Genomic DNA, 19,320 nt, shown 5'->3' with positions numbered 1-19,320 from the left:
AAAGGAGGACAAAAGGCAAGTGAAGAGAACTCTGGTGGTCACCGTATTGATAATTGTATGTTATGTGCTGCAGTGTACGCTGTTCCAGAGCCTGGCTCTGGCGAGTATATCTCCGAACCTGCTGATTGTCGTTACTTCCTCCTTTGGTTTCATGAGAGGCAAAAAGGAAGGGCTGATCATTGGCTTTTTCTGCGGCTTTTTGATAGATATTTTTTATGGTGACATTTTGGGCTTTTACGCGCTGATGTACATGCTGATTGGGTATGGGAACGGATTCTTTCACAAGATCTTTTTCGACGAGGATGTGAAGCTGCCCATGATCCTGATCACTTTAAGCGAGATTGTATTCAGTTTTGTGATTTATTTCTTTTTGTTTTTGCTGCGCAACAGGCTGGATTTTCCGTATTACCTGGTCCACGTGATCATTCCGGAGGTGGTGTACACCGTGGTGGTTACCGTGATCCTTTACCGGATTATTCTGTGGATCAACCGGAAGCTGGAGGCGGCCGAGAAAAGGAGTGCAAACAAATTTGTTTAGAGAGTTACTAAGAGATATCAAAGATTATATCCTGGACGTTGTAAAATCCAGAGAGTTTGTCATGATAATCGTCTTTCTCGCGCTGGCGGCCTTACTGGTTCAGAGGCTGTTTGTTCTTCAGATCGTGAATGGAGAGGATTATTTAAATACGTTTACGCTGAAAATAAAAAAAGAGCGGGTTTTAAACGGCACCAGAGGTAATATTTACGACAGTAAGGGGAATCTGCTGGCTTATAACGAGCTGGCTTATTCTGTTACCATAGAGGACAACGGGGAATATGACAGCATATCGAAAAAAAATCAGGAGCTCAACCATATTATCGATCAGGTAATACAGATCGTGGAAGGCAACGGCGATACCATGATCAGCGATTTCCAGATTGTGCTGGACAGTAACGATAACTATATCTTCTCAGTGGAAGGGACTTCCCTGATGCGCTTCCGCGCCGACGTTTACGGGAAGAAAACCATAGATGCGCTGGAACCTGAGCAGAAAAATGCGTCTGCCGACACGATTATGGCGCGTCTGTGCGCGGATAATAAGACCGGATACGGTATCTCTGCCGATTTCACAAAAGAAGAGATACTGAAAATAGCCAGTGTGCGGTTTGCCATGGCCGGAAACAGCTATCAGAAATATATGGCGACCACGATCGCGACAGATGTCAGCGACGAGACCGTTGCGGTTATCATGGAAAACAGCGATAAGCTGCAGGGGGTACAGATAGAGAAAGGATTTCTCCGCAGATATAACGACAGCCTGTACTTTTCCCATATTATCGGTTATACCGGCAAAGCGTCCCAGGAAGAGCTGGATGAGCTGAAGAAACAGGATGACAGCTATGCCCTGAATGATATCATCGGAAAATCCGGAATCGAACAATATATGGAAACCGACCTGCAGGGGAAAAAGGGAATGGAAAAGTTCTATGTAGACAACCTGGGCAAGGTTCTCGAGGTATCCGAGCGGACCGAACCGGAGGCGGGCAACGATCTGTATCTGACCATCGACCGGGATCTGCAGATAGCCGTCTACGACATTATCGAACAGAAGCTGGCGGGAATTCTGATATCCAAGATCCGGAATATCAAAGAGTACACTCCCTCATCCAACAGCGGAGCCGGAGATATCGTCATTCCCATCGACGACGTATATTATGCATTTTTCAAACACAGAGTACTGGATACCGGGCATTTCGCCAAGCCGGAAGCTAAGGAGACGGAAAGCGCGGTGTATGATAAATTCGTCGGAAGCCAGCAAAGCGTGTTAAGCCGGATCCGGTCCGAACTCACCTCCGCTGCCCCAACCGCTTACCGGGCGCTGCCGAAGGATATGCAGTCCTATATGAGTTATATCGTCAACACATTCCTGACGGATCATGAGATATTGATCTCCAAGGCTGTGGATACCAAAGATCCCACTTATATCGCCTGGAAAACGGACGAGACCATCGGACTTAAGGAATATCTGGAGTATGCGATTTCCAAAGAGTGGGTCGATATTTCCAATATATCTGTGGAAGATAAATATCTGGATTCCGCTCAGATCTATGACGCGCTGGTGGATTATATCATCACCTCCCTGGAAAACGAGGAAGGGTTCAGTTCTCTCATTTATAAATACATGATCCGCGATAATTCCCTTAGCGGGAAAGAAGTTTGTATGTTATTATATGAGCAGGGCATTCTTCCGGCCGACGACGAGGACAAAGCGGCGGTTGAGAGCGGCCAGATGTCAGCTTACCAGTTTATGATGAAAAAGATCTCGAATCTCCAGATAACACCGGGCCAGCTGGGGCTGGACCCATGTTCCGGTTCCGCGGTAATTACCGATGTGAATACCGGACAGGTTCTGGCCAGCGTATCCTATCCGGGGTACGATAACAACCGGCTGGCGAATTCCATGGATTCGGCATACTTCCAGAAGCTGCAGTCGGATAAAGAGGCGGCTCCCATGTATAACAGGGCGACCCAGGAGCGTACGGCTCCCGGTTCTACCTTTAAGATGTTATCCGCAGTTGCGGGACTCTCCGAACAGGTGATTTCTACAACTGCCACTATACAAGATTTGGGTGTTTATGATAAAATAACACCATCACCGAAATGCTGGCTCTATAACCGCTCCCATGGAACTCACGGCGCGGAGAACGTGTCAACGGCGCTTCGGGATTCCTGTAACTACTTTTTCTACGAAGTGGGTTACCGGCTGGGGACTGTCAATGGCACCTATAAGAGCGAATACGGCCTGGAACGTCTGAAAAAATATGCGGCGATGTTCGGCCTGACTTCCAAGTCCGGGATCGAGATTCCGGAATCGGAGCCGCAGTTTTCCGAGGAGGATGCGGTGCGTTCTGCGATCGGACAGGGCTCCCACGCCTATACGACTTCCGAGCTGAACCGCTATGTGATGACGGTTGCCAATTCCGGCAATTGTTATGAGCTGACACTTTTGGATAAAGTGGCCAGTCCATCCGGAGAAACTATAAAAACATTTGGAACCAAGGAAGGCAATAAAGTGGATCTTCCGGATACGGTCTGGAATGCAGTCCACGAGGGCATGCGTATGGTGGTAGAAAAGACCTCGGCTTTCGACGGATTGACGGTGCAGGCCGCAGGTAAGACCGGTACGGCACAGCAGACCACCAGCAGGCCGGACCATGCGTTGTTCGTGGGGTATGCGCCCTATGACCAGCCCGAGATCGCTATCGCGACACGGATCGCCAACGGCTATACATCCGCGAATACTGCGGAAGTCACAAGAGATATTGTAAAATACTATTTTAAACTGGCAAGCGCGGAGGAGATTATAAGCGGTACTGCCACAGAAACACAAACAGTAACAGGAGACTAGGGGGATTAGCAATGAATCAGCCTGTAATCATCAAAAGCAATCGGTACGGTATTATTGTGATTCTGGACCGGGACATGCCTTTCCCGGAACTGCTGGACAAGATTGCTGAAAAGTTCCGTGACTCAGCCAAATTTTTTAAAGATGCACAGATGGTTGTCAGCTTTGAAGGAAGAAAATTATCGGAAGAAGAGATAGGGCAGGCATTAGAAGCGATCAGTGAGAATTCCGATATCAAGGTTCTGTGTGTGGTAGACACAGATCTGCAGAAAGAACAGGAATTCAAAAAATCACTGGATGAGAAATTGAATGAAATTTCCGCCCATGACGGACAATTTTATAAAGGCACTTTAAGATCCGGCCAGGTGCTGGAGTCTGAGACAAGCATCGTAATCCTGGGTGATGTAAATCCCGGGGCGAAGGTGATTGCCAAAGGCAACATTGTTATTCTGGGGGCATTTAAGGGGAATGCCTATGCGGGAGCGAATGGAAATCAAAACGCCTTTGTGGCGGCCTTATCCATGCATCCCATGCAGATCAGGATCGGCGACGTGATCGCCCGCTGCCCGGATGAATCACATAAGAAGAGCGATAATGAGCCGAAAATCTCCTATGTGGAGGACGGCAATATCTATATCGAGCCAATTACCAAAGAATCCATCGGAGAACTAAATTTATAAAAACATTTGGAGGGAATCAGCATGAGTGAAGTAATTGTAGTAACATCAGGCAAAGGCGGCGTCGGGAAGACGACAACTACGGCCAACGTCGGAACAGGCCTTGCCAAATTGGATAAAAAGGTGGTTTTGATCGATACGGATATAGGGCTGCGGAACCTGGATGTGGTTATGGGCCTGGAGAACAGGATTGTCTATAATCTGGTTGATGTAATAGAAGGAAACTGCCGGATTAAACAGGCTTTAATCAAGGACAAAAGATATCCCAACCTTCATCTGCTGCCGTCCGCGCAGACCAGAGACAAAACTTCGGTCACCCCTGAGCAGATGAAAAAACTGACCGATGAATTGAGGGAAGAATTTGACTACATACTTCTGGACTGCCCCGCGGGAATCGAGCAGGGATTCAAAAACGCCATCGCAGGAGCGGACCGGGCACTGATTGTGACGACTCCGGAAGTATCTGCGATCCGGGATGCGGACCGTATCATCGGGCTGCTGGAAGCCAATGGTTTAAAAAAGATCGAGCTGATCGTGAACAGAATCCGCATGGATATGGTGAAGCGGGGAGATATGATGTCCATTGATGATGTGGTGGATATCCTGGCTATCAATCTGATCGGCGCGGTTCCGGATGATGAGAACATTGTCGTCGCCACAAACCAGGGCGAGCCGCTGGTAGGAAGCGATTCCATGGCCGGACAGGCATTTATGAATATCTGCAGGAGGGTAATAGGAGAAGATGTGCCGCTGATGGATTTGGCAGTCAGCAGCGGATTCTTTGCAAAACTGGCCGGTTTATTTAAAAAATGATCAGGGGGAGGATACAACAATGGGATTGTTAGATTTATTTAAAAAGAAAAATTCAGGAGACGTTGCAAAAGATCGTTTAAAACTGTTGTTAATCTCCGACCGGGCGAATTGTTCACCGGAAGTAATGGAAATGATAAAAAATGATATTATCCAGGTAATTACAAAATATATGGAAATAGACCCCGAAGGCCTGGATATTCAGATTACCCAGACAGAATCGGAAGGAAGCAACGGCAGTGTTCCGGCACTGTACGCAAACATTCCGATTAAAGACATGAAGAAAATGAATAAATAGCAGGAGCGTTTATGTTCAAACAATATCAGCTTAGAAACTATAACTTCAGATTGTTGTTTTATATTATACTGGTTACCATAATGGGAATCCTGATCGTGGGCAGCGCCCAGGAATCATCACAGGACAAGCAGATCTTCGGTATGGCGATCGGTATGGTCGCTCTGATCGTGTGTTCCCTGATTGATTATCATTTCCTTCTGAAGTTTCAGTGGCTGATGTATCTGCTGTGTGTGGCGCTTCTTGTGGCGGTACTCATATTCGGTAAAGAGGTAAACGGTGCTACCAGGTGGATTCTTATTTTTGGAATTCAGTTTCAGCCCTCAGAGCTGGCGAAGGTGTTGTTGATTTTGTTCTTTTCCAAGCTGTTTTCCGATTATCGGGAATATATCAATACGGTGCGCTTAATCGGCGCCTCCCTGATCCTGATCGGAATCCCGCTGTTCCTGGTTTATAAGGAGCCGAACCTGTCGACCACGATTGCAATTACATTAATTTTCTGCAGCCTCTTGTATGTTGCCGGATTAAGTTATAAAATAATAGGTGGAGTACTGGCGGTAGTGATTCCTCTTGTTATCATTTTTTTCAGTCTGATTGTTCAGCCGGATCAGCCGTTTTTCCATGATTATCAGCAGGAGCGGGTGCTGGCCTGGCTGGAGCCGGAGAAATATCCGGATATTGCATACCAGCAGCTGAATTCCAAGATGGCCATAGGTTCCGGCCAGCTATACGGGAAGGGATTGGATACCAATGAGATCTCATCCGTCAAGAACGGTAATTTTATCGCGGAACCGCAGACGGACTTTATCTTCGCGGTGGCCGGTGAGGAATTGGGATTTATCGGTTGTTGTGCGATCATTATCTTATTGTTTTTAATTGTGTTAGAATGTATTTGGATGGGAAGGAAAGCCAGAGATCTGGAGGGGACCCTGATATGCTGTGGTATGGGGGCATTTATCGGGTTCCAGAGTTTTATCAACATCGGTGTAGCAACAGGACTGCTCCCCAACACGGGAATACCGCTGCCATTTGTCAGTTATGGGCTGACATCGCTGGTAACTCTGTTCATCGGTATGGGGATCGTGCTGAATGTAGGGATGCAGCCCAAGAAATATTAGCATTAGGAGGAATCGTAAATGAATATCGGATTAATCGCGCATGACTCGAAGAAGAAACTAATGCAGAACTTTTGCATTGCTTATCGGGGGATTTTAAGCAAACATGAATTATATGCCACAGGGACAACCGGACGTCTGATCGAAGAAGTGACGAATCTGAACGTTCACAAGTACCTGGCGGGTCATTTGGGGGGAGAGCAGCAGTTGGGAGCACAGATCGAACATAACCAGATCGATCTGGTGATATTCCTTCGGGATCCGCTGGCGCCCAAAGCCCACGAACCGGACGTCAACAATGTGGTGCGGCTGTGTGATATGCACAATATTCCGCTGGCGACCAACCTGGCCAGTGCGGAATTACTGATCAAATCTCTGGACAGAGGAGACTTAGAGTGGCGTGAGATGTATAAATAAAAAGATCAGAGGGGTAAGTGCCGCACTTTTTATGACAGTCCTGTTATCGGGCTGCGGACAAAGTGCAGTGCTTACAAATGCTTATGATTTTGACAATCCGGCCTATGGCCCCAGTGCATCAAGTGACGCAGGAGAGGTGTTAAATCCCTTTGCTGCGAATTTGTGCGTTACAGCGGGAGATGTGGACGCGGATATCGACATGTCGCAGTCAGAGAGCGCGGGTCTGTTCAACATCAACGGGCAGGACGTGCGGTACGCGAAAAATGTACATGAAGTTTTATATCCGGCCAGTATCACAAAGATCATGACTGCGCTGATCGCGCTGGAACAGGGAAATCTGGACGATGTGGTAACCGTCAGTGAGAACGCGGTGACCCTGGAAGCCGGAGCGCAGAAAAGCGGGATCAAGGCAGGGGACCAGATCGTTCTTCGGGACCTGCTGTACGGGATGATCATGTGGTCCGGTAACGATGCGGCTAAAGCGGTGGCGGAGCATATCGCCGGCAGCGAGGAAGAATTTGCCAACCGGATGAACCAGAGAGCCCGGGAACTGGGAGCTGTGGATACCCACTTTGTAAACGCCAGCGGTCTCCATGACGACAACCATTATTCCACCGTCTATGATCTCTATCTGATCTTCCAGAAAGTGACACAAAATGAAACCTTCCTGGATATGATGCAGACAAAGGAATATACAGCGACGGTAACATCCGCTGACGGCTCAGCCAGAGAGATAAACTGGAAAAATACGAACCATTATCTCACCGGCGACACCACCGCCCCCGAAAACGTAGTTGTAATCGGCGGGAAAACGGGGACGACGGAGAAGGCCCAGTCCTGTCTGACCGTGCTGGCCCAGGACGCTTCCGGGAATCCATATATTTCCACAATTTTAAAAGCCAAGGACAGAGACGCGTTATACGCACAGATGAATAATTTGTTGAGTATAATTAATAATTAAGGTTGTATTTTTTTATCATTCAGACTATAATTAAGTATAAATAACAGATGTTTTTGGTAAATTTAACGAACAAGAACATCCCGGAAACAAGGAGGAGATTGCAATGGTACAGTTAATCGTAGGCAACAAGGGGAAAGGAAAGACAAAACATCTCTTGGATAAAGTAAATCAGGAGATCAAAGCCGCTTCCGGAAACATTGTATATCTGGATAAAAGTGTGAAGCACATGTATGAGTTAAATAACAAGATTCGTTTGATCGATGTTTCAGAATATCTGATTGAAAACAGTGATGAATTTGTTGGTTTTTTAAGCGGGATTATTTCCCAGGATCATGATCTTGAGCAGATGTATTTAGACAGCTTCTTAAAAATCGCCCGTTTGGAAGGGCAGGATATCTCTTCTGTAGTCGCAAAAATAGAAAAGATCGGAGAAACCTTCGGTATTAAGTTTGTATTAAGTATCTCATTGGATGAAGACCAACTCCCTGAGTCAGTAAAACAGAACATCCTGGTTTCCCTGTAAACATACATAGGGAATAATTTAAAGTTCCATAAAACTACAATTTGAATTTAAAGTAAGAAAAAATAGAATAAAAAAGGCATTCTGCGGCAGATTGATCTGCACGGGAATGCCTTTTTTATGAGTGAGGCACAGCCCAAACCTTCGGAAGAATCTTATTGATGTGCAGGCCATTTACAGTCTGAAAGCTTTATTTCACTAAACCAAGCTGAAAATGAAGAGGCTTCCGGGCTGCATGCATAGATACCGAAGTGCACGTTCTTTGTGCCCTCGAACAGATGGAAAATACGCATTTGGCGGTATTCTTGGCCATCCATGGAACACTCAATACAAAAATCACTTTCACGTCGGCTGAGACGATACCAGACTGTTTTTACTTCTGCAGATATATCGGTGGTCGCCCAGTCCGAATATCCCAGATTCGTCACTACACTCCCCAGCCTTTGAAATTGTTCATTCTCATACTCTACGGATGCTTTACACCAGTTTTCACTATCCTCATAAACTGCGATACCGCACTGATCAAATCTGTGCTGGCTCTCGAAATCAGTCCGGACTGTAAACGAAAAATACTGCTCGCCGGTCTCATACAAAAGGGCAGGTGCATTGTCATTTTGGAAGCCATAATACGTCCTCTGCCAGAAATCGGTGAACGGATCTGTTTGGATCCTGATCCGGTCTTCCGCGATCTCATAGGACTTTGGTTCATGAATCCATTTCATATCTTTGATATCAAATTCCATATGGTACCTCCTGAATTGGCTTTTGGTTGAGCCTGCTATTAATTTAGCATTCCTGTGACGATATGGCAATGGGGATGGCCGACAAGTTTATAATTCATTTATTTCCAAAAGTAACTAGTCATAGTATAATGAGGTCAGCGACAAATTATAATTTGTGGAGGAATGTATGAAATATAAGAATTATATTTTTGATTTGGATGGTACATTAATTGACACTGAACAAGCGGTATTGAAAACATGGCAATTTACCCTAAAGGAATATGGATATGATTTTTCTATTAATGATGTTCGTGTTGTGCTTGGTGTTACAACAGATATTGGTTTGCAGAAACTGAATGCAACCGTAGATTCGGAATTTATAAATCATTGGCAGAAAAACTATGAGGTATTTGCGAGCGATAGTGACTATTTCGCTGGTGCGAAAGAGATGTTGCTAAAACTTAAATCATTGAAATGTCAGGTAGGTGCTGTATCGTCACGAAGCAAAAACGAATATGCTATGTACTTTAATTCTTTTGATTTTGATAAGATAATGGATTTCGTAGTATTAGAAGAAGATACGGAAAAACACAAGCCTGATGCTGAACCGTTATTAAAATTTATAGAAATGTCAAAAAGCAATCCAACTGAAAGTATATATATTGGGGATATGCCTACTGATGTACTGTGTGCAAAAAATGCGGGAATTACAGCCGCATTGGTAAAATGGAATGGTTCAAATGTTGAGGGTTCAAATGCAGATTTGGTGTTTAATTCTATGGATGAAGTCATTGTATTAGCCAACTAACTCCCAGTTTGTCATACGGATAAATCATTGAAAAACGAATAACCGCCGCCTGCCAACGGCACAAAAAAGCAGAAAATCTTTGAAAGGTTCCCTGCTTTTTCTATGCCTAGAACGGCTTCAACACTTAGTTACTATGAGCATGGCCCAAATCAGTAACACGACCATAGATGCTGATCATATATAAACCGCAGATACCTACGAGTCCATATACGATTCTGGATAGCCAGGTCATATTCCCGAAGAGAAAAGCAACAAGATCAAAACCGAAGAAGCCGATTAATCCCCAGTTGATTGCTCCGATGATAACAATAGTGAGAACCGTATAGTCAATACCTTTAGAACCCATAATATCATACCTCCTTTTCAGTCTGATTCTATTATTGTCCGAATTACAAGAAGTTATACACAAAAGAGGGAAAAAGTGGTATAATCGAAAAAGCGATGAAAGGATCGGAGGTTATAAGTTGTCAGGCAGCAGGAATAAAAAGGTTACGAAGTACCGGAAGCCTTTTCACATAAATATTGGAGTTATTATATTTGCAGCGATTTTTATTTATTTAGTGATTTGTGTCTATATGTATGCCACGCGCGTACGTATCTCACCTTATGAGGTAAAAGCCGGAAGTCTGGCTGAAGATAACACCTATACAGGCCTCATTCTGCGCCAGGAAACTGTGGTCCATGCGGAGCAGTCCGGGTATGTCAACTATTACGCAAGAGAAAAGGAAAAAGTAGCCAACGGAACAGTTGTCTATTCTATAGATGAAAGCGGAAAGGCCATGGCAGCTCTGGCGGAATCCGCAAAGGAAGAAAATATTCTTTCAGGTGATAATCTGAAAACCATAAAGTCGGAAATCCAGAATTTCAGTAACAGTTTCGATGATTCGGATTTTACCAGCGTCTATGATTTTAAATACAGCCTGGAGGGGGACATTATAGAATTAATGAACACCGCCATGCTGACGGATCTGAGTGATATCGCTTCGCAGGCCGGAGGAATGTTCAACACTTATTCTGCGTCCGAGCCTGGGGTCGTAGTCTATAATGTGGATCAGCTGGAAGAGATTACCGCTGATGTGGTGACTGCGGATATGTTCAACGAAGCAAATTATAAAAAGACGAATCTTCGGACCAATGAGATCGTGAATCCGGGTGACCCCACTTACAAACTGATTACCGGTGAGGACTGGTCTGTGGTGATCCAGATGGACGAAGAACAGGTGCGCCGGATGCAGGACATGCAGTATGTGCAGGTCCGGTTCCTGGATGATAATACAAAGGCCTGGGCTTCGTTTAGTATGTCCAGCAGGGATGGGAATACCTATGGAAAATTAGAATTCAGAAATTCCATGATCCGCTATGCCGATAAACGGTATTTGAATATAGAACTGATGCTGGATCAGACAAAAGGTCTGAAAATACCGGCGAGTTCACTGGTGGATAAGGATTTTTATTTGATACCGCTGGATTATCTGACGGTGGGCGGGAACAGCAGCCAGGAAGGCTTTATGCTGGAGACCTACGACGAGAACGGACAGGCGTCTATGGAAATGATTTATCCCACGGTTTATTCGGTCTCTGAGACGGAAGCCTATGTGGATACGGTAGAATTTCATCTGGGGGATTATGTGATTAAACCAGAATCCCAGGAACGCTATCAGATCGGGAAAAAAGCCACCTTAAAAGGCGTTTATAATATCAACAAGGGCTATGCGGTATTCCGTCAGGTCAATATCCTGTATCAAAATGAGGAATATTGTATTGTGGAAGAGGGAACCAAATATGGCCTGTCTATTTATGACTATATCGCTTTGGATGGTTCCGCGGTGAAAGAAGATGATATTATTTATCAATAGGTTCCAGACTTATGGACAGATTATTAGTAAAAAGGAGATGGATTCCATGGTAAAAGAGAATCTGGCAGAAGTAGAAACACGCATAGGCCAGGCCTGTGAAAGGGCTGGACGGAACCGGGAAGAGGTTACACTCATAGCAGTCAGTAAGACAAAGCCGGTATCTATGGTGGAAGAGGCGATCGGGGCCGGAATCGTAGATTTTGGAGAGAATAAAGTACAGGAAATCGTGGACAAATATGAGGTTCTCCCGCGAAATCTGAACTGGCATATGATCGGGCACCTGCAGAGAAATAAAGTAAAATACATTGTAGACAAAGTCTGCATGATCCATTCGGTGGACTCCCTGAAGCTGGCCGAGACGATCAGTGAGCTGGCGGTAAAGAAGAATGTGGAGGTGCCGGTGCTGATCGAGGTAAATATGGCGGGGGAAGATTCCAAATTCGGCGTCACGCCGGAGGCTGCGCCTGCTCTGGTGGAAGCCGCCGCTAAGCTTCCGGGTATCCGGGTCAGCGGGCTGATGACCATTGCCCCGTTTGTGGAAAACCCCGAAGATAACCGGATTCATTTCCGTAATTTAAGGAAATTATCTGTTGACATAACAGGGAAAAACATTGATAATGTATCTATGAGTGCCTTGTCGATGGGAATGACAGGTGATTATGAGGTAGCAATCGAAGAGGGGGCTACGATGGTACGGGTCGGCACAGGTATTTTTGGTGCCAGAAATTATACCATTCCTGGCAACCGGTAATACATACCCTTCGGGTATGCGTGCGGTTTATTACCGCATGGGAACGAATAGTATATAGATAGGAGAGTTAGTCATGGGCGTTTTGGACAAGTTTTTGGATGCTATGAAGCTAAATGATGATGACGATTTTGATGACGATTTCTTCGATGATGAAGATTTTGACGATACACCAAAGAAAAGAAAATTTAAGAAAACCGATATAGACGATGATGACGATTTTATGGAAGACAAGCCGGCAAAGGTAAAACCCATAAAGCAGCAGGCAAGCAATAAGGTAACCCCGATGCGTCAGCCAAGGAGGACAGGAAGCGGAATGGAAGTCTGTGTGATTAAGCCTACTTCCTTTGAGGACACCAGAGAGATTACGGAGACCCTTTTGTCTGAAAGGACAGTGGTACTGAATATGGAGGGGCTGGATATGGAGCTGGCACAGCGGATTATTGATTTTACCTCAGGATCCTGTTTTGCCATCAACGGAAATCTGCAAAAGATCTCCAGTTTCATTTTCATTGTAACTCCGTCCAGCGTGGATATTTCCGGTGATCTTCAGGATATTTTAAATGGTGCGTTTGATGTGCCGGCTATCCAGACAGATTTCTAAAGCAGCTGGAAAGGAAAAGCAAAACAAGAGATTAACTAAGAGATATCAACTACATATTTTACATAGCCAGGACGGGAGATTACATCCGAAGTGATGGGATGGTTCGGCGGCTATGCTTGTGCAGAGCGTCAGTAAGAAGCTTTTACTCCTGATGCTCTTTCTTTTGGAGTGATAAGGTTGAACAAAAAGAGGTTCATCCCTACTTTTGCGTTACATACGGAAAAAAGGTTCCGTGAACCTGCTTTCGCAGTATTTATGGCGCAGTAAAAGCGTACAGGAGGAAAAAATGGCCGAGAGATTACCGGTAAAAAAAGATGGAAACAAGTGTTATGATATCATATTGGAACAGGATTTTCAGGCGCTGCCGGCTGCGCTTAAGGAAACCGGTATAATCCGGAAAAAAGTATGTGTAGTCACCGACAGCCATGTGGCCCCTCTCTATGCAGATCAGCTGAAAGAGTATCTGATTCCTATCGAGGAGTCTGTAACCGAGTTCGTATTTGAGGCAGGAGAAGCCAGCAAGACGCTGGCCACCGTGCAGAAACTCTATGAGCATCTGATCCGGAATCATTTCGAGAGAAAAGACATCCTCATCGCTCTCGGAGGCGGTGTGGTGGGGGATTTAACCGGATTTGCCGCCGCTACCTATCTGCGTGGAGTGGGCTTTATCCAGATTCCGACCACATTGCTGTCCCAGGTGGATTCCAGCATCGGTGGAAAGACAGGTGTGGACTTTGACTGCTATAAAAACATGGTGGGTGCTTTTCATATGCCGAAGCTGGTCTATATCAACTTACACACACTGGATACTCTGGACGACCGGCAGTTTGCCTCGGGGATGGGAGAAGTACTCAAACATGGCCTGATTCGGAACGCTTCCTATTATGAGTGGATCCTGGGTAACCTTTACGAAATCGAGGAAAAGGAGCCGGAAGTACTGCAGCACCTGGTATCTGAAAGCTGCAAAATAAAGAGAGCGGTAGTAGAAAAAGATCCGACGGAACAGGGAGACCGTGCCCTGTTAAATTTCGGTCACACCATAGGCCACGCCATAGAAAAATTAAAAGACTTCACCATGCTTCACGGAGAATGCGTCGCTTTGGGCTGCGTAGCCGCCGCCTATATCTCCTGGCAGCGGGGCAGTCTCTCAGAGGAAGAATTCTTCGAGATCCGCGATATGTTCGTAGGCTTTGGTCTCCCCATATCCTTAACCGGCCTGAATACAGAAGATATCATCGATACCAGCAGATCCGACAAGAAGATGTCCGGCGGCCAGGTGAAATTTATCCTGCTCAAAGGGATCGGAAAAGCTGTAATAGACAAAACCGTAACGGAACAGGAAATGAAAGAAGCCATAGATTATATATCTGTAAAAAGTGAGGACCTAAATGACTAGCGAAAAGAAGATGAAACGTAACAGCTGTATATGTGGAATGATCGGTATGATTGTCCTGATTCTTTTGGACCAGTGGACGAAACTGCTGGCAGTACGCCATTTAAAAGATGGTTCTTACCCGCTCATCGACGGGGTATTCAGCCTGCAGTACCTGGAAAACAGAGGCGCGGCGTTTGGCATGATGCAGGGCCACCAATGGCTCTTCGCCGTTATGGCGGTGATCATCGTCAGCGTGTTCGGCTACGCCTACTACCGCCTTCCCTGTCAGCGGAGATTCCGGATCCTGCGCATTGTTCTTTGCTTCCTGTTAGCGGGTGCCCTGGGGAATCTGATAGACCGGCTGACCAGAAACTTTGTAGTTGATTTTTTCTACTTTGAACTAATCAATTTCCCGATTTTCAATGTGGCTGACTGCTATGTAACCCTATCCGCAGTCATGCTGATTCTCCTCTATCTGTTCTACTACAAAGACGGAGACTTTGAGAACCTGATACCTAAGAAATACCGATCCCAAAAGGAGTCCAAGAAAGACAATGACCAAATATGAATTCCAGGTGTCTGATCCACAGTCCGGCCAGCGAATAGACAAATATCTCTCATCCATGATGGGAGATTTCTCTCGTTCTTATCTGCAAAAATTGCTAAAAGACGGGCAAATCACCATCAACGGCCAGACGGCCCGCCCCAGCAGTAAGACTGCGGCTGAAGACAAAATAGAAGTCCTGGTGCCCGACCTTGCAGAACCGGACATCCAGCCGGAGGACATTCCGCTGGACATCCTGTATGAGGACAGTGACCTGATCCTGGTTAACAAACCCAAGGGCATGGTGGTGCACCCGGCGGCCGGTCATTCCGGGGGTACTCTGGTTAACGCCCTTATGTTCCACTGTAAAGGCCAATTGTCCGGCATCAACGGAATCACCCGCCCCGGCATTGTCCACCGGATCGACCGTGACACCACCGGCGTCCTGGTCGTCTGCAAGAACGACAATGCCCACAGCAGCCTGGCCAGCCAGCTCAAGAGCCATTCCATCACCCGGCGCTACCGTGCCATTGTGCATGGCGTCCTGAAAGAAGATGGGATTGTAAACGCCCCGATCGGGCGTCATCCCATCGACCGCAAAAAAATGGCAGTCAATCCCAAAAACGGAAAAGAAGCGGTCACTCATTATCACATTCTGGAGCCTCTGCGCAACTTCACTTACATGGAATGCGAACTGGAGACTGGCAGAACCCATCAGATCCGTGTCCACATGGCCAGCATCGGCCATCCGCTATTAGGAGATGAAGTTTACGGCCCCTCCAAATGCCCCGTAAAAGGTCTGCATGGCCAAACCCTGCACGCTATGGTCCTTGGGTTTATCCATCCTGTCACCGGGGAGTATATGGAATTTACCGCTCCGCTCCCCCCTTACTTCACCGATCTGTTAACTATCCTAAGAAGCCCCTGATCCTCCGCCCGCTTCCGCTCCTTAAAAATATTTTACATTTCACATTGATTAGGTTATAATAAATATACAACAAGGAGCGGCTTTAACATTGGTAATCAGACATCCTTCGGGAAAGAAGATGCCGAAGCCCAAAAGGAGAGTGAATAGTATGGGTAATACTATAATTACGATCGGAAGGCAGTACGGCAGCGGTGGCCGTGAGATTGGAAGAAAAGTAGCGGAAAAGCTCGGAGTCAAATGTTACGATAAAGAATTGCTGGCAGTAGCAGCCAAAGAGAGTGGGATCTGTGAAGAATTATTTGAAAATCATGACGAAAAGCCCACCAACAGCTTCTTATATTCCCTGGTTATGGATACGTATTCCTTGGGATATTCTTCCGCGGCATTCTCAGATATGCCCATCAACCATAAGGTATTTCTGGCTCAATTCGATGCCATTAAAAAAATCGCAGACGAAGGTCCCTGTGTATTAGTTGGCCGCTGTGCGGATTACGCACTGGCGGACTATCCGAATATGGTAAGTGTATTTGTTCACGCGGACATACAGGCGAGAGTCCGTCGTATTGCGAGAATCTATGATCTGACGGATGCGAAGGCGAAAGACATCATCCATAAGACCGACAAAAAGAGAGCCAGCTATTATAACTACTATTCCAGTAAAAAATGGGGCGAGGCTACCGGATACAACCTGGGTATCGACAGCGGAATCCTGGGTATTGACGGAGCGGTCAAAATGATTCTCGAATTCGTAGAAATCAAAGAATCCACTCCAGACCCCAAACTATAGCGAGGAGCAAAGATTTCAAATAAATTATGGAACCGCCGGTCAGCTTTTGCAGCTGACGGGCGGTTCCATTTTGCATGGAATCCCTCAGGCTTTCCAGGTATTAGCCCAATGTCAAATCTATTGGTAATTTTATGAAAGTGGTGTTATAATAGTTGGGAAGTGCGCTTGCGCTTTATCAAGTAACGGAGGCTGTTCATACATGGCAAAAGACAATAGAGAAACTGAAAACAGAGAAGTAAGTATAGGGAGGGAGATCTTAAGCTGGGTTGGAGTTATCGTGTTCGCAGTGGCGCTGGCATTGTTTTTGAACGCGTTTATTCTGGTCAATGCGGAAGTCCCTACCAAATCGATGGAGAATACAATCAAGGCAGGAGACCATATTATGGGCCTGAGAGTATCTTATTGGTTCAAAGGGCCGGAACGGGGGGATATTGTAGTATTTAAGTTTCCCGATGACGAAACTCAGAACTTTGTGAAAAGAGTGATTGGGCTTCCGGGTGATTCCATTGAGATCCTGGACGGAAAAGTCTATATCAACGGCAGCGATACCCCTTTGGATGAACCTTATCTGAAAGAGCCCCCTTACGGGTCTTTTGGTACCTTTACCGTACCGGATGGCTGTTATTTTATGATGGGAGATAACCGGAATGATTCCCATGATTCGAGATTCTGGAATCATACTTATGTGACTGAGGATGAGCTGATCGGGAAAGCATATTTTAAATATTATCCGGGCTTTCAAATGCTGCATTGACGGAGGGATGATATGGCTACCTGGAATTCAAGAGGCTTAAGGGGATCTACCCTGGAGGAGCTGATTAACCGGACCAATGATATATACAGGGAGAAGGGGCTGGCTTTGATTCAGAAGGTCCCGACCCCTATCACCCCGATTAAGATTGATAAGGATAACAGGCATATTACCCTGGCGTATTTTGAACAGAAAAGTACGGTGGATTATATCGGGGCTATTCAGGGGATACCGGTCTGTTTTGACGCAAAAGAGTGTACGACACAGACATTTCCGCTTCAGAATATCCATGCGCATCAGATGCAATTTATGGAAGAGTTTGAACATCAGGGAGGAATCGCATTTCTCCTTCTTTTTTATACTTCTGATAACTTATTTTATTATCTTACCTTCCGGCAGCTGCAGAAGTTCTGGAGCAGGGCTGAAAACGGGGGACGCAAGAGCTTTCGCATGGAGGAGCTGGAACAGGGGTTCGAGATACATCCGGGAAATGGCGTGATGGTTCCGTATCTGGAAACGCTGCAGAAAGATCTGGATCAAAGGGATTGACAGTATGCGGATTGTTTATTATAATAAATGGGATTTAATTTGATACCAAATTAGAGAAATAACACTTTAAAGCGATAAAGAAAAAAGTTGCTAAAAAGCTGATGAAAGCGAATGAAAAGACTGGCCTGCTACTGACAGGATGGAGTTTTGATGCAGGCGTCAAGGGCCAGGAAACAAGGAGCAGGAAACGGAGGCAGTTATGAAACAGCAATTATTACATACGCCGGAGGGTGTCCGGGATATTTATAATGAAGAATGTGCCAGGAAAAATGTGCTGCAGGAAAATCTACGCCAGGTTATGCAACTATATGGATACCGGGATATTCAGACGCCCACGATCGAGTTTTTCGATGTGTTCAGCAAGGAGATCGGAACCACGCCGTCCAGGGAGTTGTACAAATTTTTTGACCGGGAAGGGAATACTCTGGTACTTAGGCCGGATATTACGCCATCCGTAGCGCGTTCCGCGGCTAAATATTTTATGGATGAAAAGCTTCCGCTGCGCATGTGTTATATGGGAAATACGTTCATCAATCATTCCAGCTATCAGGGCAGGTTAAAGGAGACCACCCAGATGGGTGCGGAGCTGATCGGAGACGGAAGTGTGGATGCAGACGCTGAGGTGATCGCACTGGTGGTGGAAGCGTTGCTGAAGGCAGGTTTAAAAGATTTTCAGGTGAGTATCGGACAGATTGATTTCTTCAAAGGGCTTCTGGATCAGGCCGGAATAGAAGAAGACACCGAGGAAATGCTCCGGGAACTGATATCCAATAAAAATCATTTTGGAATCGAGGAACTGGTGGAGGAGCAGCAGCTCAGTGTGGAGCTCAAAAAGGTATTTCTGAAAATGCCGGAGCTGTTCGGCGGTGTTGCCGTGCTGGATGCGGCGGAGGAACTGACCCGCAATGACAGATCCTTACAGGCGCTGGAACGGCTGCGGGAGCTGTATGAGGTATTGTGCTGTTATGGTTATGAACCGTATATTTCCTTTGATCTGGGGATGATCAGTAAATATCATTATTATACCGGGGTGATTTTCAGGGCTTATACCTACGGAACCGGAGACGCGATCGTGAAAGGTGGCAGGTATGATAATCTGCTGGGGCATTTTGGCAAGGAAGCCCCGTCCATCGGTTTCGCGATAGTGATTGACCAGCTGATGATGGCACTGTCCAGGCAGAAAATCGATATCCCTCTATCGAACAGCACAACTCTTTTAATCTATGAAGAGCCGCTGCGCAAGGCAGCGATTCCTTTGGCCGTGGGGCTTAGAAAGACGGGAGCCCGGGTCGAAATGGTATTGAAAAGCCCGGATCATGAGCTGCCGGAATATCTGGAGTACGCCAGGCGGAACCGGATCGGAGGAATGCTGATCCTAAGGCCTGATGGGAAGATCGAAATGATACATATGTCGGATGGAAGCAGGCAGACCGTGAACCTGAAAGATCTGATTGAAGGAGTGTAAGA

General features: G+C 46.1%; 22 protein-coding genes. 20 read left to right on the top strand and 2 right to left on the bottom strand.

What is annotated here, in order from left to right:
• Nucleotides 1-19 precede the first annotated feature (19 nt).
• The 9 genes from mreD to KTH90_RS19750 all read left to right on the top strand — a co-directional run bounded on the left by mreD (nucleotide 20) and on the right by KTH90_RS19750 (nucleotide 8,184).
• Nucleotides 20-538, top strand: coding sequence for a rod shape-determining protein MreD (mreD, locus tag KTH90_RS19790; RefSeq protein WP_158354899.1), 519 nt, complete (start codon nucleotides 20-22; stop codon nucleotides 536-538).
• Nucleotides 531-3,389, top strand: a complete 2,859-nt coding sequence (locus KTH90_RS19785; RefSeq protein ID WP_330656120.1) for a penicillin-binding transpeptidase domain-containing protein — start codon at nucleotides 531-533, stop codon at nucleotides 3,387-3,389. The genes mreD and KTH90_RS19785 overlap by 8 nt, the downstream gene beginning before the upstream one ends.
• A gap of 11 nt (nucleotides 3,390-3,400) precedes the next feature.
• The gene (gene minC / locus KTH90_RS19780) at nucleotides 3,401-4,066 is read left to right on the top strand and encodes a septum site-determining protein MinC (protein ID WP_158354901.1); all 666 of its coding nucleotides are present in this window, start codon (nucleotides 3,401-3,403) and stop codon (nucleotides 4,064-4,066) included.
• A 21-nt stretch (nucleotides 4,067-4,087) separates the two neighbouring features.
• Nucleotides 4,088-4,876: a septum site-determining protein MinD gene (minD, locus tag KTH90_RS19775; RefSeq protein ID WP_158354903.1), complete on the top strand. Its 789-nt coding sequence runs from the start codon at nucleotides 4,088-4,090 to the stop codon at nucleotides 4,874-4,876.
• A 19-nt stretch (nucleotides 4,877-4,895) separates the two neighbouring features.
• On the top strand, nucleotides 4,896-5,171 hold the full coding sequence (gene minE / locus KTH90_RS19770) for a cell division topological specificity factor MinE (protein ID WP_158354905.1): 276 nt from the start codon (nucleotides 4,896-4,898) through the stop codon (nucleotides 5,169-5,171).
• Between the two features lie 11 nt (nucleotides 5,172-5,182).
• Nucleotides 5,183-6,286: an FtsW/RodA/SpoVE family cell cycle protein gene (locus tag KTH90_RS19765; protein WP_158354907.1), complete on the top strand. Its 1,104-nt coding sequence runs from the start codon at nucleotides 5,183-5,185 to the stop codon at nucleotides 6,284-6,286.
• Nucleotides 6,287-6,304: 18 nt separating this feature from the next.
• The gene (locus KTH90_RS19760; protein ID WP_158344356.1) at nucleotides 6,305-6,700 is read left to right on the top strand and encodes a methylglyoxal synthase; all 396 of its coding nucleotides are present in this window, start codon (nucleotides 6,305-6,307) and stop codon (nucleotides 6,698-6,700) included.
• Nucleotides 6,684-7,661 carry a D-alanyl-D-alanine carboxypeptidase family protein gene (locus tag KTH90_RS19755; protein WP_158354909.1) on the top strand — a complete coding sequence of 326 codons (978 nt, stop codon included), beginning with the start codon at nucleotides 6,684-6,686 and terminating at the stop codon, nucleotides 7,659-7,661. The genes KTH90_RS19760 and KTH90_RS19755 overlap by 17 nt, the downstream gene beginning before the upstream one ends.
• Before the next feature lie 103 nt (nucleotides 7,662-7,764).
• Nucleotides 7,765-8,184 carry a twitching motility protein PilT gene (locus KTH90_RS19750; RefSeq protein WP_158354911.1) on the top strand — a complete coding sequence of 140 codons (420 nt, stop codon included), beginning with the start codon at nucleotides 7,765-7,767 and terminating at the stop codon, nucleotides 8,182-8,184.
• A gap of 152 nt (nucleotides 8,185-8,336) precedes the next feature.
• On the opposite strand, the gene KTH90_RS19745 is transcribed toward KTH90_RS19750, so the two are convergent.
• Nucleotides 8,337-8,924 (bottom strand): DUF1349 domain-containing protein, encoded by a 588-nt coding sequence (locus KTH90_RS19745; protein WP_158354913.1) that lies wholly within the window; start codon nucleotides 8,922-8,924, stop codon nucleotides 8,337-8,339.
• Between the two features lie 166 nt (nucleotides 8,925-9,090).
• Here KTH90_RS19745 and KTH90_RS19740 point away from each other — a divergent pair, with 166 nt between their 5' ends.
• Complete coding sequence (locus tag KTH90_RS19740) at nucleotides 9,091-9,711, top strand: HAD family hydrolase (protein WP_158354915.1); 621 nt, start codon at nucleotides 9,091-9,093, stop codon at nucleotides 9,709-9,711.
• Nucleotides 9,712-9,835: 124 nt separating this feature from the next.
• Here KTH90_RS19740 and KTH90_RS19735 read toward each other — a convergent pair whose 3' ends face one another.
• A complete protein-coding gene (locus tag KTH90_RS19735; RefSeq protein ID WP_158344360.1) occupies nucleotides 9,836-10,057 on the bottom strand; it encodes a DUF378 domain-containing protein in 222 nt (73 codons plus the stop codon).
• A gap of 118 nt (nucleotides 10,058-10,175) precedes the next feature.
• Here KTH90_RS19735 and KTH90_RS19730 point away from each other — a divergent pair, with 118 nt between their 5' ends.
• The 10 genes from KTH90_RS19730 (at nucleotide 10,176) to hisZ (ending at nucleotide 19,318) form a co-directional block, all read left to right on the top strand.
• A complete protein-coding gene (locus KTH90_RS19730) occupies nucleotides 10,176-11,567 on the top strand; it encodes an HlyD family efflux transporter periplasmic adaptor subunit (RefSeq protein WP_158354917.1) in 1,392 nt (463 codons plus the stop codon).
• A gap of 46 nt (nucleotides 11,568-11,613) precedes the next feature.
• Nucleotides 11,614-12,318 (top strand): YggS family pyridoxal phosphate-dependent enzyme, encoded by a 705-nt coding sequence (locus KTH90_RS19725; RefSeq protein ID WP_158354919.1) that lies wholly within the window; start codon nucleotides 11,614-11,616, stop codon nucleotides 12,316-12,318.
• A gap of 73 nt (nucleotides 12,319-12,391) precedes the next feature.
• Nucleotides 12,392-12,919, top strand: coding sequence for a cell division protein SepF (locus KTH90_RS19720; protein WP_158354921.1), 528 nt, complete (start codon nucleotides 12,392-12,394; stop codon nucleotides 12,917-12,919).
• Between the two features lie 286 nt (nucleotides 12,920-13,205).
• A complete protein-coding gene (gene aroB, locus KTH90_RS19715) occupies nucleotides 13,206-14,315 on the top strand; it encodes a 3-dehydroquinate synthase (protein ID WP_158354923.1) in 1,110 nt (369 codons plus the stop codon).
• Complete coding sequence (lspA, locus tag KTH90_RS19710; RefSeq protein ID WP_238727310.1) at nucleotides 14,308-14,862, top strand: signal peptidase II; 555 nt, start codon at nucleotides 14,308-14,310, stop codon at nucleotides 14,860-14,862. Before aroB ends, lspA begins: the two co-directional genes overlap by 8 nt.
• Nucleotides 14,849-15,766 carry an RluA family pseudouridine synthase gene (locus KTH90_RS19705; RefSeq protein ID WP_158354926.1) on the top strand — a complete coding sequence of 306 codons (918 nt, stop codon included), beginning with the start codon at nucleotides 14,849-14,851 and terminating at the stop codon, nucleotides 15,764-15,766. The genes lspA and KTH90_RS19705 overlap by 14 nt, the downstream gene beginning before the upstream one ends.
• A 148-nt stretch (nucleotides 15,767-15,914) precedes the next feature.
• Entirely contained in the window at nucleotides 15,915-16,553 is a 639-nt protein-coding gene (locus tag KTH90_RS19700; protein ID WP_158354927.1) for a cytidylate kinase-like family protein, read from the top strand.
• 199 nt (nucleotides 16,554-16,752) lie between these two features.
• Complete coding sequence (gene lepB, locus KTH90_RS19695) at nucleotides 16,753-17,307, top strand: signal peptidase I (protein WP_158354929.1); 555 nt, start codon at nucleotides 16,753-16,755, stop codon at nucleotides 17,305-17,307.
• Between the two features lie 12 nt (nucleotides 17,308-17,319).
• A complete protein-coding gene (locus KTH90_RS19690) occupies nucleotides 17,320-17,853 on the top strand; it encodes a Holliday junction resolvase RecU (protein ID WP_158354931.1) in 534 nt (177 codons plus the stop codon).
• Between the two features lie 199 nt (nucleotides 17,854-18,052).
• Complete coding sequence (hisZ, locus tag KTH90_RS19685) at nucleotides 18,053-19,318, top strand: ATP phosphoribosyltransferase regulatory subunit (RefSeq protein WP_158354933.1); 1,266 nt, start codon at nucleotides 18,053-18,055, stop codon at nucleotides 19,316-19,318.
• Nucleotides 19,319-19,320 lie beyond the last annotated feature (2 nt).

The organism is Diplocloster modestus (genome assembly GCF_019042245.1).
GTDB lineage: Bacteria > Bacillota > Clostridia > Lachnospirales > Lachnospiraceae > Diplocloster > Diplocloster modestus.
Note: the sequence above shows the minus strand (reverse complement) of the source record. Positions and strands in the feature narration are given on the sequence as shown.

Bases quoted from the DNA above. Each gene is read 5' to 3' on its own strand.
- minD (WP_158354903.1), top strand. From the start codon at position 4,088: ATGAGTGAAGTAATTGTAGTAACATCAGGCAAAGGCGGCGTCGGGAAG.
- minC (WP_158354901.1), top strand. From the start codon at position 3,401: ATGAATCAGCCTGTAATCATCAAAAGCAATCGGTACGGTATTATTGTG.
- KTH90_RS19705 (WP_158354926.1), top strand. From the start codon at position 14,849: ATGACCAAATATGAATTCCAGGTGTCTGATCCACAGTCCGGCCAGCGA.
- KTH90_RS19700 (WP_158354927.1), top strand. From the start codon at position 15,915: ATGGGTAATACTATAATTACGATCGGAAGGCAGTACGGCAGCGGTGGC.
- KTH90_RS19725 (WP_158354919.1), top strand. From the start codon at position 11,614: ATGGTAAAAGAGAATCTGGCAGAAGTAGAAACACGCATAGGCCAGGCC.
- aroB (WP_158354923.1), top strand. From the start codon at position 13,206: ATGGCCGAGAGATTACCGGTAAAAAAAGATGGAAACAAGTGTTATGAT.
- hisZ (WP_158354933.1), top strand. From the start codon at position 18,053: ATGAAACAGCAATTATTACATACGCCGGAGGGTGTCCGGGATATTTAT.
- lspA (WP_238727310.1), top strand. From the start codon at position 14,308: ATGACTAGCGAAAAGAAGATGAAACGTAACAGCTGTATATGTGGAATG.
- KTH90_RS19735 (WP_158344360.1), bottom strand. From the start codon at position 10,057: ATGGGTTCTAAAGGTATTGACTATACGGTTCTCACTATTGTTATCATC.
- KTH90_RS19745 (WP_158354913.1), bottom strand. From the start codon at position 8,924: ATGGAATTTGATATCAAAGATATGAAATGGATTCATGAACCAAAGTCC.
- KTH90_RS19740 (WP_158354915.1), top strand. From the start codon at position 9,091: ATGAAATATAAGAATTATATTTTTGATTTGGATGGTACATTAATTGAC.
- KTH90_RS19720 (WP_158354921.1), top strand. From the start codon at position 12,392: ATGGGCGTTTTGGACAAGTTTTTGGATGCTATGAAGCTAAATGATGAT.
- KTH90_RS19690 (WP_158354931.1), top strand. From the start codon at position 17,320: ATGGCTACCTGGAATTCAAGAGGCTTAAGGGGATCTACCCTGGAGGAG.
- KTH90_RS19765 (WP_158354907.1), top strand. From the start codon at position 5,183: ATGTTCAAACAATATCAGCTTAGAAACTATAACTTCAGATTGTTGTTT.
- KTH90_RS19750 (WP_158354911.1), top strand. From the start codon at position 7,765: ATGGTACAGTTAATCGTAGGCAACAAGGGGAAAGGAAAGACAAAACAT.
- KTH90_RS19760 (WP_158344356.1), top strand. From the start codon at position 6,305: ATGAATATCGGATTAATCGCGCATGACTCGAAGAAGAAACTAATGCAG.
- lepB (WP_158354929.1), top strand. From the start codon at position 16,753: ATGGCAAAAGACAATAGAGAAACTGAAAACAGAGAAGTAAGTATAGGG.
- minE (WP_158354905.1), top strand. From the start codon at position 4,896: ATGGGATTGTTAGATTTATTTAAAAAGAAAAATTCAGGAGACGTTGCA.